Source organism: Metamycoplasma sualvi (genome assembly GCF_045276925.1).
Classification (GTDB): domain Bacteria; phylum Bacillota_I; class Bacilli_A; order Mycoplasmatales; family Metamycoplasmataceae; genus UBA710.
In genome coordinates, this window is sequence record NZ_CP174167.1 from 661,662 (window position 1) to 677,641 (window position 15,980).

The following is a 15,980-nucleotide window of genomic DNA, read 5'->3' on the forward strand; positions in this document are numbered from 1 at the left end:
TGTATAAACATAAACTGCTTTGGGTTGTTTTTTGGTAATTTAACATTGCTTATGATATTTTAAGTTCATATATTGTTAATCTTCTTAAATATAATGAAAAAAGTCAATTGAATTAAATATGCTGTTATGATAATGTTAATAAGGATACTAAACTAACTAAATTTAAAAAATTCAATATTTATTAGATTAGATATTGTAATCATTAATGAAAAAGGTGATGAAATAGAAAACTTATAAACTGAGTTAAATATAATATTAAATTTATTTTGTTCATCTTTTGCTTTTAAATAAAACATATATGAAATAATATAATATTGTAATATCATTATATTATTACTTTATTATGAAAATTTATTTTTTAAGACATGCAAAAACTGATTCTAATACTCAGAATAGATGACAGGGTAGAGGTGATTTAGATCTCTCAAATGAGGGAATGGAACAATTAAAACAATTAGCAAAACAAAATTATTTTTTTGATGTTATTTTTACTTCACCAACAAAAAGAACTCTTAAAACAGCTTGTGTTTTTAAAAATAGTAATAATTTCATTATTTGTGATGGCAGAATATTAGAGAGAGATTTTGGAAATTTAGAATCTAAAGAAGTGCAAGAAGGTGAAAAAGAAATATTATCTAATTGAGTTTTAAATACTGATTTAAATCAAAATGTAGAAAAGATCCAAGATATGTATTATTTAAGAATTAAACCTTTTTTATTGGAATTAAAATCTGAATACAATGATTCTAATAAAAAAATATTAATTGTTTCTCATTCTTGAGTTGGGCGTTTAATTTCTTTTTTTTCTTCTAAAGAGACAAAAAAAGAATTAATTGCTGAAGCTCCCATTAATGCTCACATTTATGAATATGAAATTTAATGAAGATGAATTCAAGAATGTTTAGTTCCAAATAACAAATGATTTTTACTATTCTTGTTCATATTTAAGATTGGTTTTTTATAATCATCAACTTCTCATATTAAATTTCTTCTAAAAACATAATTTTTTTATCTTCTATATATCAAGTCTTAAAGAAATATTTGAATAAAAAAATTTGAATTATTTTAATATAATTCATTTCTATATTTGTTTCTATTCATGCTATAAAATCATATTTTTTTTACTAATGTTATTGACATTTTCTCTACAATAAATCATTTTATTGTTATTGCAAAAAACTTTTATAATAAATCTAAAACATAATAATCTACATTAGAATATGACTATTTTTTATTTTGTAATAATGCTTTTTGATCAAAATTTTTATTGTAAAGTTACCAAAATGAATACCGATAAATAAAAAACTAGAGATTTCTCTCTGACTGTCCTTGTAAAATATAAAAAAACGAAAAAGGACAACTAAATTATATGAAACTTCAATTTATATTTGAAAAAGAATTAGAATATAAAGTTTTAATATAAAATAATTATATGTTTTATTTAGAAACAAAGAATAAGAAAACAAAATTCATTTCTATATATATATATATATATATAGTATATTGATTATTATTCCATGCTTTATTATTGGTTTAGTCACTAATTTAATCTGAATATCTAATAAAAATATTAATGCTAATTTAATTAATATTTGTTTAATTTCCATCTTAATAACTTCATCATCTATAAGCTACATTATTTTCTTTGTTAAAAATATTAAATGAAGAAAAATGATGATTTATGAATTTCGAAATATCATCAAAAATGTTAGACTTCCTAAAAAATTACCTAAAGTTGTTTATGTTTATACAACATATAATGATTTTTGAAAAGAAAGATTGTTGCAAAATATGCAACAAACATATTCTAATATTGAATATTGAATTTCTGTTGGTGATCCTAATGATCAATATTTAGATGAAATTAAAGCTTTTGCTAAAAAGCATAAAGTGAAAATTATCATTATGGATTATCTATCTAAATCAAAAGCTGATAATTTAAATTATTTTTTAAAACATGCTAAAACAAAATTTGATTATTTATTAATAGGTGATCCTGATGTTGCATTTGAAAAAACATTTGTTGAAAATTCTCTTAAATTGTTTTATTCAGATAGAGCATTAAATTTAGGTTATGTTTCTTCTACTTTAATGAATTATCGAGGAGATAATGTTTTTACTAATGCTTTTTTACATTTTGATAATGAAAAATATATTCTTGGAGATCAAATTAAAAATTTTTCTTGAAATTCTTCTCCTAATTTATATTCAGCTTGTTGTTTAATATCATCTAAATTATTATTAGAAAATAATTTTCAATTTCCAGATTCTAATTTAGAAGATTGATATTTAGAAAAATTTGCAAATAAAAACTTTTGAGTAGGAATTGTTTCACCGCTAAATGTTGCTATGCAATCATTTGATAAAACTATTTGACATAATTTAAATCGAATTTCTAGATTATTTACTTGAGGAATTAAATATCAAAAAGAACAGCATTTTGTTAAATATAATACAAAATATGACAAACAAAACAATACAGAATTTGCTACTTTATTTTTAGGTTTTTTCTTCATTTTAGGTTTTATTATTTCAGGAGTATTTTTATCTATTCTTGTTATTAATTGAAAAATTGTTATTAATAATCCATTGCTTCTTACATTTATTTTAAATATTTTAATTAATTTAATTATAGTTTTGATTATAAAAGGATATTTTTTATCCAAAATAACAAAAACAGACAAAATTAAGAAAACTTTTTTACAACCATTTTATGGAATTTGTTTACTAACTTGATTGTTATTTCAATGAGTTAATTCTTTGTTTTTTAATAAATACAAATCATTTGATAAAAGTATATCAAAAATCAAATTAAAATGAATTTGATTATCAATTGCTTTATCAGTTTTTGCAATTACTTTATTTAACTTACTATTTTTCTATTTTGGCGTAGATAAATACAATGTAAATTGATTTTATTTATATGTATTTTTCAACGTGATTTTAGGTTACATTTTATTTTTCGATATTAGTTTATTAATATTAACTTGATGTGGTCATATTAAATCTAATATTAATTACAATAAAAAAGATTTTGTTTATTGCACTAATACTTATTGTAATTTTAGATCGGGTGAAAAATGATTAATTTAAAGGTAAAAGATTATTTTGCAAAAGCAAGTTATTGGAAATCATTTGTAATTAAAATTACAAGTTTTATTTTATTTGTATATGTATTTTTTTCATTTATTATTTTTATGAATTCTAACGTAGATTACTACAGTTTGAATCTAGTAATTCTTTTTTGTTATCTTACTTTTTTATATATATTTAATAATATTTTTAATTTTTGATTATTTAAAAAATGCTATTCATTAATGATGAAAGAAGTTAATGAAATACAAACAACAACAAAATTACCTTCTAACCTTCCTAAAGTAGTTTATGTTTACACAACACATAATGATTTTTGAGAAGAAATAATGTTGCATAACATGCAACAAACATATCAAAATATTGAATATTGAATAAGTGATGGTTCAAGCGATAAAGAAAAAATCAAAGAAATAAAAGCATTTTGCAAGAAATATAATGTAAATTATCATTCTTTAAAACGTCCTAGTGTAAATAAAGCAGATAATCTAAATCATTTTTTAAAATATGCTAAAGTTAATTTTGATTATCTATTAATTGCTGATTTTGATGTTATAATTGATAAGAATTTTGTTAAAAAGTTACCAAAACAATTACCAATAATAAAAAAACGAAAACGACAAATAAATTATGTGAAATATATCAATATTAGTGAAAAATAATTAGAAAAAATTAATGTTATTTTTAATACAATGAATGAAATATCAAATATTGCAAATGATTCATACATCAAACCAATGATGCAAAGATATCATTTTATAGCTAAAATTACCAACTATTCACGTGAAACAATAAGAAAAATTCTAAATGGCACCAGAACTTATACGTATTACAAGAAAGGGAAATATTCATTTAAAATTTTTTATTATGATTTAAATATTTATTTGAATAGAATAAACAACAAAAGAAATGAAAATAGAAAAACAAAAAAACAAAGAGAAATAGAAAAACATTATCAAGTTGCAAGATTTGCAAAAAAGACAGCAAAGAGCACACGAAATAAACTTCTGCTAAAACTTTATCAAAACTCATAAATGAAAAATTTAATAAATATTATTCATCAAAACATATTTATTGATTAATTAAAAATGGTCAGTGATATGGAGTGACATTGAGAATATTTCCTTATTTAAAATATGGAAAATATCAAAAAAGACCATTTTTACTAACTAAAAGATTTATTACGACTCCAATTCATGAGCGATTAAAAATAATAAATGATAGAGGAAGATATGGTGATGATGAGATTGATACAGTTGAGGGTTGCAAAGGAGATAGTAAATATTTATCAACAATGATTGATCGAAAATCTAGAATGTTATCAATAAGTTTATATGAACCAAAAACAAGCACAGAATTTCTAACAGCTGTAAGAAATAATTTAAAAAAAATGCCAACAAAAGTTAAATCAATTACATCTGATAATGGTTTAGAAAATTAAAGATTACACTTATTAAATATCAAATGATATGCAACTAATGCTTATTCTTCATGACAAAAAGGAACAATAGAACAAAAACATAAACAAATTAAAAATTCATCCCTAAAGGCAAATCATTAAACAAATTAAATCAAGAAAAGTGTGATCTAATTTCATTGGTCATCAATACTGAAAGTTATTTGCAAAATCCTTCTAAATATAAATTGGAATATATTATCAATAAACAAGAGCTTGAAAAATATTATGAATTAATTAATCAAAAAGAACCACATCCTATATTCAAATTGTGATAAACTGATTACATCAAGGAATTATTGGTATTTAATTTGGTAACTTTACAATCAAAATTTTTATTTATAACAAAAATATGCTCTTCTTTAACTTTCAGATTAATCATAAGATAATTATGAATAAAAATTTAAAGATAAAATCATGTTTATTTATTATTAATTTCTCATTGAGAATCAAACAATTTTACTTCTTGAGGTGTTCCTAAACAAATAAAATCTTTATTATCTATTTCAAATATTTTTATTATTTTATTATTATCAATTAAATATTGATACATTGGACATACATATACTTCTTTATATTTATTAATGATTTCTTCTTGATGATTTACAAAAACATTTTTAAAATCCATTCACTTTTTAAAATAATATAATCCAACTGATGCGTGGTCAGAAATTTTTATCTTTTCACTTACTTCGGTCACTTTCCCATTTTCTACTTTAGCAAAAGATCAATTATTTCCTGGTACATTTGTTGTTACAATGCATCCATCATCTTTAAATATATTTTCATTTAATGATTGATAATTGATATGTGTGTCTATATTGTAAATTAAAATCTCATCATCATCTTTTAAAAAATCTTGAGCCAAAAAAATTGTTGTAGCTTGTCCTGAAGTTTCTTTTTCTAATACAAGAATTTTATAATTCATGATACCTAATTGTTTTAATTCTAATTTAACAAATGTTTCATCATAATTATCTTTGCGAAAAATAAAAATAAATTCATAATTAAAAAAATTTTTCAAAGAAATTAAAGCTCAATAAAACAAAGATTTTTGATTGGCAATAATTTTATATTTTGGAATTTTAATTCCATGATCTATAAATCTTTTCCCCGAACCTGCAGCTGATATAATTATTTTTCTCATACATTTACATCCAATATTTCATATAAATGTTTAATTCCTGTACACAATTGAACTATTTGTCTATTTACATTGTCATTATGAGCTGGTGTCATTGCAAAGAATTGAAGAGACTCTAATAGCTTGATAACATCAATTTCTTTATTTGGTAATAATTTATTAAATGCTTCTCTAATTGATTTCAAATTTTTAGTTACCTTAATTTTAAAATAAAAATGATTTTCTTCAGTTTTCTCTATGCTAAATTGATCTTCCACCATAAAATCATATAAACCATAAATTGATTGATAAATTTTTGCATAATCATAGTAAATATCTCCATAATCTTTTGAATCTGCAAAAGATCCTCTAGGATCTATTACTTTAATTTTTTTAGATTTATCATCAAAAAATATATTGCCAAATATTAGATCTAAGTGAGTTAAAAAAATTCTTTCTTGATTAATATTTACTAATTGATAAAATAAATCACTTTCTTTTAATGAATTTTCTCTTAATTTGGATATTTTATCTTTTAATAAATCCAAAATTAATTTAACAGATGGATATTCTTTATCATTAATTAAAACATGATTATATTCAAAAAAACCTTTGAATTGTTCTTTATCTTGGATTTTTAATAAATTATTATATGTCCTTTCTAAATAAAAATCTATGGCTTTATTAAATCAATCTTGTTTAATAAAAATTTCTGGTTTTATTTTTTTACAATCATTAATGAATTGTTTATATCCATCTACAACTTGATTTCAATCTATTTTCTTTCCACTTACAAACAAATCATGTAAAGTTTTATATTCAATCTTTTCATATTTAATTCACAAATCATCATAAGACAAAGAAAAATCATGGATTTTAGGAATATTGTGTGGAATTAAATATTGAGATTTAATCATTCAAACAATCTCATCATAAAATTTATTTTTATAATATTCATTATCATCTATATAAGATTTGACAACATTTTTTCCATTATCTACAATGTTGATATTATTAAAATATCTAATATTTTTAATATTTATTTTTGACATATAACCATTATTTTATAATAATATAAAAATATTTATGAATGAATTATATTTTAATATTGATAATTTAAAATATAATTGATTTATATTTAATATTTATATATGAAAAGTTCAAAAGAAATTAGACAAGCTTGGATAGATTATTTTGTTTCTAAGAAACATTTATTTGTAGAATCAAAATCATTAATTCCTAAAAATGATCCTTCTTTACTATGAATAAACTCTGGAGTTGCTACATTAAAAGATTATTTTTCAGGAAAGAAAAAACCTCCAGCAAATAGGTTGGTGAATTCACAAAAATGTATTAGAACTAATGATATTGAAAATGTAGGAATAACTGCAAGACATCACACTTTTTTTGAAATGCTAGGTAATTTTTCTATTGGAGATTATTTTAAAAAAGAAGCAATAGAATTTGCTCATGAAGTAGTTACTAAAGTTTTTGAATTAGATCAAAATAAAATTTACATAACATATTATGAAGAAGATCAAGAAGTAAAAAATAAATGATTGTCTTTGGGTTATCCAGAAGATCATTTAATTGCCGGTTCTAGAGAATTGAATTTTTGAGATGTAGGATCAGGTCCTTGTGGTCCAAATACAGAAATTTTTTATGATCGAGGAAGCAAATATCATGAAAAAGGTGTTGAATTAATTGCAAATGATATTGAAAATGATCGTTTTATTGAAATATGAAACATTGTATTTTCTCAATACAATAATTTAGGTAATGATGAATATGAAGAACTAAAACAAAAAAATATTGATACTGGTGCCGGTTTGGAAAGAATTGTTTCTATTTTACAAAATGGACCTACAAATTTTGATACAGATTTATTTTTACCTATTATTTATGAAGTAGAAAAATTAAGTAATTTAAAATACGATATTGAAAATTATTTTAAAAAAAATAAAGACCAAAATTTAATTAACAAAAATTTTAAAATAATTGCAGATCATATGAGAGCAGTTACTAATGCAATTAATGATGGCGAAAAACCTTCTAATACTCAAAGAGGATATATTATTAGAAGATTAATAAGAAGAGCTTATTATGCAGGTAAAAAATTAAATATTGATCAAAAAACTTTTTTATATAAATTGGTTCCTGTTGTAAAAGACTCATTAATTTTTGATATAGATATTAATAAAGTTTCTAAAATTATTAAAGATGAAGAAGAAATATTTTCAAAAACAATAGAACAAGGCAGAAAAATTTTAGAAGAAGAAATTAGTAAAACTAAATCAAAATTGTTTGATGTTAAAATAGCATTCAAATTGTATGAAACATTTGGTTTTCCTATTGAAATGACTCATGATATTTTAATTGAAAATGACTTAGATTTAAATTTTGAAGAATTAAACAAATTAAAAGATGAGCATGTTAATAAATCTAGATCAAAATCTATTACTAATAAATTTGATTTACAAATTAATTCTTTAGCATCTATTAATGAAAATATAAGTAAATTTATTGGATATGATAATTTAGAAAAAATAGGTGCTCAAATTTTATATTTAGTGCCAAAAGATGATGGTAATATAGAAAATAATGAAAATTCCACTTATTATTTAATTTTAAATGAAACCCCTTTGTATGCTACTAGTGGAGGTCAATTACATGATAAAGGTTATTTAAAACAAGATGATAACACAATTGAACTTATTGATGTTTTCAAAGATAAAAATAATAATCATATCCATGTTGTTAAAGGTAATGTAGATGCTAAAAAACCTATTGATGTCTTTGTAGATAAGGCTAATAGACTTTGCTTAATGAGAAATCATTCAGCTACTCATTTATCTTTTGCTGCTTTAAGACATGTTTATGGAGAAGAAATAGAGCAATTAGGTTCAGATAATAATCAAGATCGTTTAACTTTTGATTTTCCTTTAAATCACAAACCTACTGAAGATGAAATAAAACAAATTGAACAATTTGTACAAAATGCTATTAAAAAAAATGTAAAAAGAGAATACATTGAAACAACTATTGAAGATGCTAAAAAAAGAAATGCTATTATGACAATAGAAGAAACAGAATATTTTGATTCTAACAAAGTAAGAATAGTTGATTTTCCTACAATAACTATTGATTTATGTGGTGGTACTCACGTTGATAAAACACAAGATATTGAAGATTATAAAATTATCAGCGTCGATTCTAAGGGAGTAGGAAAATATCGTTTAAGAGCAATTACTTCTTTTAATGCAATTAAAAATTATTATAAAAATGAAATTGAAAAATATCAAGAGACATATAATGCACTTTATAACAAATACTTAAAAATACATAAAGAAAAAAATGTTGCTAATAAACCATTATCTTTTTCATTTACAGAGGAAAATTTAGAAGAAAAATTATCTTCAATTCAAATTGCTATACAAAAAATTAGCGATGAAATCAAAACATTGAATAAATCAAAAGCAAACATTGATGATATTAAAATAGAAACAGAAAAAGTAAATAACATATTATTTGCTAATAATGTAAATAAAGATTATATAAAAGATATTGCTATAAAATTCAGAGAAGCTAATCCAAACAATATTATTGTATTATTATCTAAATTTGAAAATAATAAATCTTTAATTATAATCACATCTAAAAATCATGATGTGTTAAATTGAATCCATAAAAATAATTTACCAGTCAAAGGTGGAGGTAATAAGTTAATTTGACAAGGTGTAACTAATCAAAAAATTAACTTAGATCAAATTAAAGAATGAGATTAATTGCTATAGATTTTGGTACTAAAAAAAGTGGAATAGCTATTTCTGACCCATTAAAAATTATTGCCCAGCCCTTAAAAACAATTTTTTACAAGGAATTGAACTTTTCTTTTATAACTGAAGAAATAAAAAAAATTATTGATGAATATAAACCTATTGAAAAAATTATTTTAGGTATCACAACCAATCTTGATAATTCCATTTCTAACACCGGGAAAATAATCTTAAAATTTTATGATTTTTTACAAAAAGAACTACCAAATATTACTATCATTTTATTTGATGAAAAATATTCAACAAAAAAATCTAAAGAAATAATGACAGAAATGAAATTATCAATTAAACAAAAAAAAGAAAGAAAAGATGCTTTGGCAGCTCAAAAAATTTTAGAAGATTATATGGATAGATATTAATTATTAATTTATATAATATTTTTATCATGAGTTTTAATGAAGAAATAAAAAAATGAAATGATTTATTTTCAGAAGATAAATTATCTAAAAAATATGTAAAAAAAAATCAAAACTTTGATGAAGAATTTATCAATAATTTCTATCAAGATCTTCGTGTTTCAGATAATTCAATATATGGAGAATATGGAATTGGTTATTCAAAAATTAATAGTGTTATAGTAAAAAAAATTGTAGATATTTTTATTCAGATATTAGACAAAGAAAATAATAATGATTATTTTGCAATTTCTTCCGATGGTTCTGTTGTTTGTACTAACATTATTAATAATTTAATGAAAATTAATAATAAAAATATTAAATTTATTACTTTTAATAATTATGAAGGATTTGATAAAAGTTTTGTTCTATCTTCTATTAAAAAAATTAATCCCTTAGGGGCAATTCATATATCTCAATCTATATTTAATCCAAATATTCTTAATATTAATTTATATGATTATCAAGGAATAAAAATCAATAATGAAATATTAGTAAATATAATTCAAAAAATTGATAAAAATCTTAATGATGTTTCTATAGCTACAGAAGAAAATTTATCATTTTTTGATAATGAATTACTTATAAAAATTTTTGTTGATAAAATGAATAAATTATTTGATTCTAGAGTTTTAACTAAAAAAACTAAAGTAGCAATTTCTAATCGATCAAATGGTATTACAAAAGTTTTAACAAAACTTTTAGGTACTCAAGATTTTCCGTATGTTGTTAATAACAAAATAAAAAATAAAACAATTAATATAAATTGCAAAAAAACTATTTCATATAAGTATATAAAAAAATATTTTTGAAAGGAAATATTGTTTGCCAAATTAAATAAAGCAAACTTGCTAATTTGTTTCAACGCTGAAGGAACTCAATTATTTTTGTTTGCAATTGAAAAAACTAAAGCAATATACATCGACCCTAGTTTGCTTTCTTTAATATTTTTAAATAGTTTTTTTGATGATCTATATAAAAATGAAAAAAAATTATTAGATATTTTTATTGCCTCAAATGGTAGTCCTCATACTAACATGGTGAATTTGATTAATAAATATAAATTACATTTTAAACAAATAACAAATAATAATTTTTTGCAAGAAGAAATGCTTTTATTGTTTTGAAATGATTATAATCAATATGCTTTTGGTAAAAAAATTAATCAAGAATTTTCTATATATCTTTTCCTATTAAAAATTCTTAATATCATTGATAATTATATTAATCAATATGGGAGCATAAATGCTCTATTAAATATTTTGACAAAAATGTATGGACCAAATGATTATCAAAATAAATACTTAATAGACATTTCGTATGAATTAGCTTTAGCTAAAATTCATAAATTATTTAATATGACTTTTGAATTTTCAGATCAAAAAAATAAAAATTATGAAAATGAAACAATATTATTAGAATTTAATATTAGTAATGAAATAGATTTTTTAATGAAATATAATTTTATTATTAATCAATTTATTATTATTCTTACACATAAACATAATACTAATATTTTAAAAAGAGGAAAAAAATTCTGAAAAATTAATTCAATAATTAAATACATGCAAAAGAAAAAAGTTTAAAAAGTCATTTTTCATCTAAATGTAAAAGTTTTAAAATACAGTCTAAATCCTAAAAAGAAATAATGATAATGATAAATTTTGCTTTTTTTCATAATATGTTTAATATCTATACAAATTTGCTTATATTCTTTTGTATTTTGAATTTCAGTAAAATAATTAAAAAATAACAAAATGATAAATTGCTTATAGTTTTTTTCTTTATTATCCATTAACACTTCATATATCTTGTAAATTTCCTTAAAAGATGAAAATATATGATCTTTTTTGTATGAATAAAAACTTCTGATAACTGAATATTGTTTTGGTAAATTAACATAATTTACATTTTTAGTTGAATAAATTTTAGAAAGTACAATTAAAGTGTCTTCATAATTTATCTCATTTTCTCATCTAATATTATATTTTTCTATATATTCTTGATTAAAAATAATTGTTGAAGGAGCAGTAGAAAAAAATCTTGATTTCCATAAAAAACCCATCTTAATTTTTTTTCTTTCTTCATCTAATATTGGTAAACGATAAAAATCTGTATAAATATCAAATTTAAATTTTTTTAAAAATTCAATGAATTTAGGTGTTGCAATTTCATAATAATCTACAAAAAATAATCAATATCCTCTTTGAAAATCTAGTGCTAAATTTTTAATTTGTGATGATGTTAATCTTTGTTGAGTTTGATAATAAACAATATTATATTTTGTTAAAGTAGAAACATATTCTTGAATTGATTGCATTAAAATTCTATTTCTTGAATAATTATTAATAATAATAAACTCAACATTTTTAATTTTTTTATCTAATGAAAGAAATGAATTTATACACTTTTTTAATCTTTCACAATCATTATCTGAACTTATAATAATTGAAATAATAGGTTTTCTTTTATTTGATACTTTTAAATCCATAATCTTTATAAATATTTTATTAAAATATTTTACAAATGAATCAAATTGATGAAAAGTTAAAAATTCTTATTTCCTCTAACAAATATCAAACTATGATAGAACAAATTTATAAAAATGAGAATACTGTTCCTAGCAAAAACAATTTGTTTAGAGCATTTGAATTATCTCCATTATCTAAGACAAAAGTTGTTATAGTAGGTCAAGATCCTTATTATATAAAAGGGATGGCAGATGGTCTAGCTTTTAGTACTAACCTTAATATAATGCCTAAATCATTAAAAAATATTTTCTGAGAAATTAAAAATGAATATCCTAATATTAAATTAAATTCTTATTCCTTGGTTGAGTGGGCAAAACAAGGTGTTTTACTATTGAATGCTATTTTAACCACAGAAGTTAATAAACCTTTAATTCATAAACAATATTGATCTACTTTTATATTAGATATCATAAATCTTATTAACTGTTATAAAGAAAATGTTGTCTTTGTTTTATGAGGAAAAGAAGCACAAAAATTATCTAATTTTATAAATAAAGAAAAACATAAAATATTGTCTTCTCCCCATCCTTCTCCGCTCTCAGCATCAAAAGGTTTTTTTGGCAATAATCATTTTATATTAATTAATAAACATTTGAAACAAACAAATCAAGGAGAAATAAATTGAAATATATTAAACAAAAATAACAAAATGCAGAATTAAATATCAAACAATGATGCAAGTAATTATTCCTAAAATTCAAGGAATTATAGCAAATGAATAAAAAGTGGTTGTTATTTTTATTTTCCCTTGTGCTATTTCTTCAGGAGTTAGAGTCTTTTTAATTTTATTATATTTATCGATTCTTGATTCTCCTATAAATATAGTTAATAACATGGATGCAGATAAAATAACCACTCCAAATGTAAAGATGATTCTTGATAATGTTTGGAAAACTTCTACAGAATAGAATGGAGCTCCACCATTGTTTGCTTTGAACATAGATCCTAAAATTTCTTTTGTAGCTCAATCTGAAATACCTATTCCTGAAGGAATGACAAGATTTAAAGCATTTATTGATCTAACCATAGTACTTCCAGATAGCATTTTTATACTTGCTGTCAGTCAGTCTCCTTGTAAAAAATTTCCTATTAAAGCACAAATAACACCCAAATCAATAACTTTAATTGCAAAATAAAGAGCTAACGTTTCTAGGAAAATCAAGAAATTTTTATAGGGTTTATTATAATAAAAGATCTTTTTAGAAGCTATATTAATATTAGTAAATTGATATTTTAATTGTGATCCTCTTTCTAAAGATGATTTAGAAACAATAAATGGAATTCATTCAATTAAATGATTAATTTTCTTTGCTAAAAAGCTTGTTAATCTAGAACTAAAAGCTAATAAAGAAATCATAATTGCTGCAAATCCATCTAAAATTGTTCCAATAATTACTAAAACAATAATAAAAGGGCCTTGTTCTTGATTCAAAATGTGTCCATAAAAACTAACAAATCCTATAGGCATAAAAATTAAAGAAAAAACAATAAAATTAATTTGTGTAAATAACGATTTAATTAAAAAAATTGCAGCAATAGAGGGTCCATCAATTTTTTTTCTTCTCAAATATCAATAGCTAACGCTTTCTCCGCCATAAATTAATGGTGTAATTGCAGAAATGCAAATTGAAATCATATTAGATATTCATAAATGCCTTAATTTGACCTTCTGATTGAGTTTTTTAAATAATCATTTATCAATTAAACAATATAACAACACATATATTAAAATTATTAAAATAAAAAATGGTAATAAATATGAAAAATCTTTTTGATTTTGTAAAAATGCTAAAACATTATTCCATAATCCTGTATCTCCGCCTAAAACAAATGTGAACATTAGAATTATTAAGCTGATAAATAAAGCCACAAGAATAGCATATTTTAAGAATCCATATCATGAAATTTTCTTAACATCAAAAGTTTCTTTTAATGAATTTAATTCACTCATAATTTTCTTTTCTTTAACAATTAAATTCATAAAATCATCTTCTTTATTTTTTGTTGTATCTTCTTGATTTCAGACAGAAATATTTGACACTAATTGATTAATGTTTCTTGAATATTCTAAATTAATGATTGTTTTATCTTCTAGCACAAGCTCTAAACTCATCAAAGATTCTTCACAAGGGTTGATTTTTACAACTTTTAAATTATTGATTTCTCTTAAATTTTTTACTTTGTAAAAGAATGTGTTTGCACTTTCTATATCTATTTTTTCTTTTTTAGAATTGAAATAAAAAATACCATTTGATTGATATATTTCACTTAATACTTGATATAAATTTTTGTTTGCTTTTTTAAAATATGCTATTAAATTTAAAAATATTTTTATATTAATTATTGGATCAGAACAAAGAGAGGTATTGTGTTTAGAGACAAAATAATTATTACCATTAGTTGCTAACAAAATGTTATTTTGTATTTTCTTTTCATCATATTCTGAAAGCAAATTATATGAATTAATAGAAACTTTATTAATATTTGCATAATATTCTATATATTTACTTGCTAAATTAGAACAAAATATTTCTTTATCCTGAATTTTTTCTTTCATTAATTTTTCATAATAAATATAAAGAATGCTTAAATCATTTAGAGTTAGATATTTTCATCTTCTCTTATGTTTAACTAAAATCTCAAAATTATTAATATTAGTATTAAAGTTGATAATAACATCTTTATGATGTTTTTTAAAAGAAACTAAAGATTTTCTTGTTATTTTTTTTTCTTTATTTGGAATTTTTTTTCAATTAACAAAATCATAATTAGCTTTATGTTCTTTAAATAAATCAAACAATAATTGAGAGTTAATGTTAAAAGGATTAGATATTAAAATATCTAAATTACTTCAATCACTAGTATTTTTAGTAATTTCTTCAAAATATTTTGCACTTAAATTTTTTTCACTAATAGTTGGAACGTTATTATTAGGAATTTTTAAATTTAAGAAATTAGTTTCAGAAATTAAAGCATTAATTTCTTTAGATTTTTGAGAATTTAATAAAGACCCTTTTTTATCAAAAAAAGATATATAATGCATATTTTTTTGGATGTGATTTGAAAATGTCACAATATAAGAAAAATTAATTTTACTATTTTGAGCAGCATAAATAGCCATTGCATTATTTAATGGTTGATTTTCATAATTAAAATATGTTTGAATTTTTTCTTCTATTAAAGCTGAAGCAAAAATTTTGGCAAACATAATTGCTTCTAAGGATCCATCATGAGAAATGAAAATGCTTCCTTTATTATTATTTTTTTTTAAATAATAAGAAAAATTTTGGGCCGCTGCCAAAATGGTTAATTCATTTAAATAATTAATATCATTGCCTATCAAGGAGATAATAGATCCCTCTGTTAATTCAAGAGTTGTATATATTTCATTTTTTTGTTTATATTTAGATTTTAAAATATCTAAAATATTACTTGATGAATTGTTAATATTAATTGATGTATTCTGCTGAGTGTTTGTTGGTATTTGAGTTGACATAAAATTGTTTAAATATACTAATATTTAAAATTTTATAAAAAAATATTTTA

General features: G+C 21.2%; 13 protein-coding genes. 9 read left to right on the top strand and 4 right to left on the bottom strand.

Features of this window, described 5'->3' with window-relative positions; all coding sequences use genetic code 4:
- Positions 1-343 precede the first annotated feature (343 nt).
- The 5 genes from ACJA29_RS03220 to ACJA29_RS03240 all read left to right on the top strand — a co-directional run bounded on the left by ACJA29_RS03220 (position 344) and on the right by ACJA29_RS03240 (position 4,534).
- The gene (locus ACJA29_RS03220) at positions 344-880 is read left to right on the top strand and encodes a histidine phosphatase family protein (protein ID WP_406602454.1); all 537 of its coding nucleotides are present in this window, start codon (positions 344-346) and stop codon (positions 878-880) included.
- 623 nt (positions 881-1,503) lie between these two features.
- Complete coding sequence (locus ACJA29_RS03225; RefSeq protein ID WP_406602455.1) at positions 1,504-3,093, top strand: glycosyltransferase; 1,590 nt, start codon at positions 1,504-1,506, stop codon at positions 3,091-3,093.
- A 224-nt stretch (positions 3,094-3,317) separates the two neighbouring features.
- Positions 3,318-3,755 carry a glycosyltransferase gene (locus ACJA29_RS03230; RefSeq protein WP_406602456.1) on the top strand — a complete coding sequence of 146 codons (438 nt, stop codon included), beginning with the start codon at positions 3,318-3,320 and terminating at the stop codon, positions 3,753-3,755.
- Between the two features lie 30 nt (positions 3,756-3,785).
- The gene (locus ACJA29_RS03235) at positions 3,786-4,127 is read left to right on the top strand and encodes a hypothetical protein (RefSeq protein WP_406602457.1); all 342 of its coding nucleotides are present in this window, start codon (positions 3,786-3,788) and stop codon (positions 4,125-4,127) included.
- Between the two features lie 71 nt (positions 4,128-4,198).
- Positions 4,199-4,534, top strand: a complete 336-nt coding sequence (locus ACJA29_RS03240; protein WP_406602458.1) for a hypothetical protein — start codon at positions 4,199-4,201, stop codon at positions 4,532-4,534.
- Positions 4,535-4,970: 436 nt separating this feature from the next.
- Here the strand turns inward: ACJA29_RS03240 and ACJA29_RS03245 are convergent, their stop codons facing one another.
- Together ACJA29_RS03245 and ACJA29_RS03250 are read right to left on the bottom strand one after the other, a co-directional pair.
- The gene (locus ACJA29_RS03245; RefSeq protein ID WP_406602459.1) at positions 4,971-5,696 is read right to left on the bottom strand and encodes a sugar phosphate nucleotidyltransferase; all 726 of its coding nucleotides are present in this window, start codon (positions 5,694-5,696) and stop codon (positions 4,971-4,973) included.
- Positions 5,684-6,724, bottom strand: a complete 1,041-nt coding sequence (locus ACJA29_RS03250) for a hypothetical protein (RefSeq protein ID WP_406602460.1) — start codon at positions 6,722-6,724, stop codon at positions 5,684-5,686. Before ACJA29_RS03250 ends, ACJA29_RS03245 begins: the two co-directional genes overlap by 13 nt.
- A gap of 99 nt (positions 6,725-6,823) precedes the next feature.
- On the opposite strand from ACJA29_RS03250, the gene alaS reads away from it, so the two are divergent.
- Genes alaS through ACJA29_RS03265 form a run of 3 tightly spaced genes read left to right on the top strand, consistent with a single transcriptional unit; the run spans position 6,824 to position 11,489 of the window.
- Positions 6,824-9,457 (top strand): alanine--tRNA ligase, encoded by a 2,634-nt coding sequence (alaS, locus tag ACJA29_RS03255; protein ID WP_406602461.1) that lies wholly within the window; start codon positions 6,824-6,826, stop codon positions 9,455-9,457.
- Entirely contained in the window at positions 9,448-9,867 is a 420-nt protein-coding gene (gene ruvX / locus ACJA29_RS03260) for a Holliday junction resolvase RuvX (protein WP_406602462.1), read from the top strand. The genes alaS and ruvX overlap by 10 nt, the downstream gene beginning before the upstream one ends.
- 26 nt (positions 9,868-9,893) lie before the next feature.
- On the top strand, positions 9,894-11,489 hold the full coding sequence (locus ACJA29_RS03265) for a hypothetical protein (RefSeq protein ID WP_406602463.1): 1,596 nt from the start codon (positions 9,894-9,896) through the stop codon (positions 11,487-11,489).
- Here ACJA29_RS03265 and ACJA29_RS03270 read toward each other — a convergent pair.
- Positions 11,486-12,394: a glycosyltransferase family A protein gene (locus tag ACJA29_RS03270; protein WP_406602464.1), complete on the bottom strand. Its 909-nt coding sequence runs from the start codon at positions 12,392-12,394 to the stop codon at positions 11,486-11,488. The two genes, ACJA29_RS03265 and ACJA29_RS03270, sit on opposite strands and share 4 nt — an antisense overlap.
- Before the next feature lie 35 nt (positions 12,395-12,429).
- On the opposite strand from ACJA29_RS03270, the gene ACJA29_RS03275 reads away from it, so the two are divergent.
- Positions 12,430-13,095, top strand: coding sequence for a uracil-DNA glycosylase (locus tag ACJA29_RS03275; protein ID WP_406602465.1), 666 nt, complete (start codon positions 12,430-12,432; stop codon positions 13,093-13,095).
- Here ACJA29_RS03275 and ACJA29_RS03280 read toward each other — a convergent pair.
- A complete protein-coding gene (locus ACJA29_RS03280; protein WP_406602466.1) occupies positions 13,066-15,930 on the bottom strand; it encodes a YbhN family protein in 2,865 nt (954 codons plus the stop codon). The two genes, ACJA29_RS03275 and ACJA29_RS03280, sit on opposite strands and share 30 nt — an antisense overlap.
- Between the last annotated feature and the right edge of the window lie 50 nt (positions 15,931-15,980).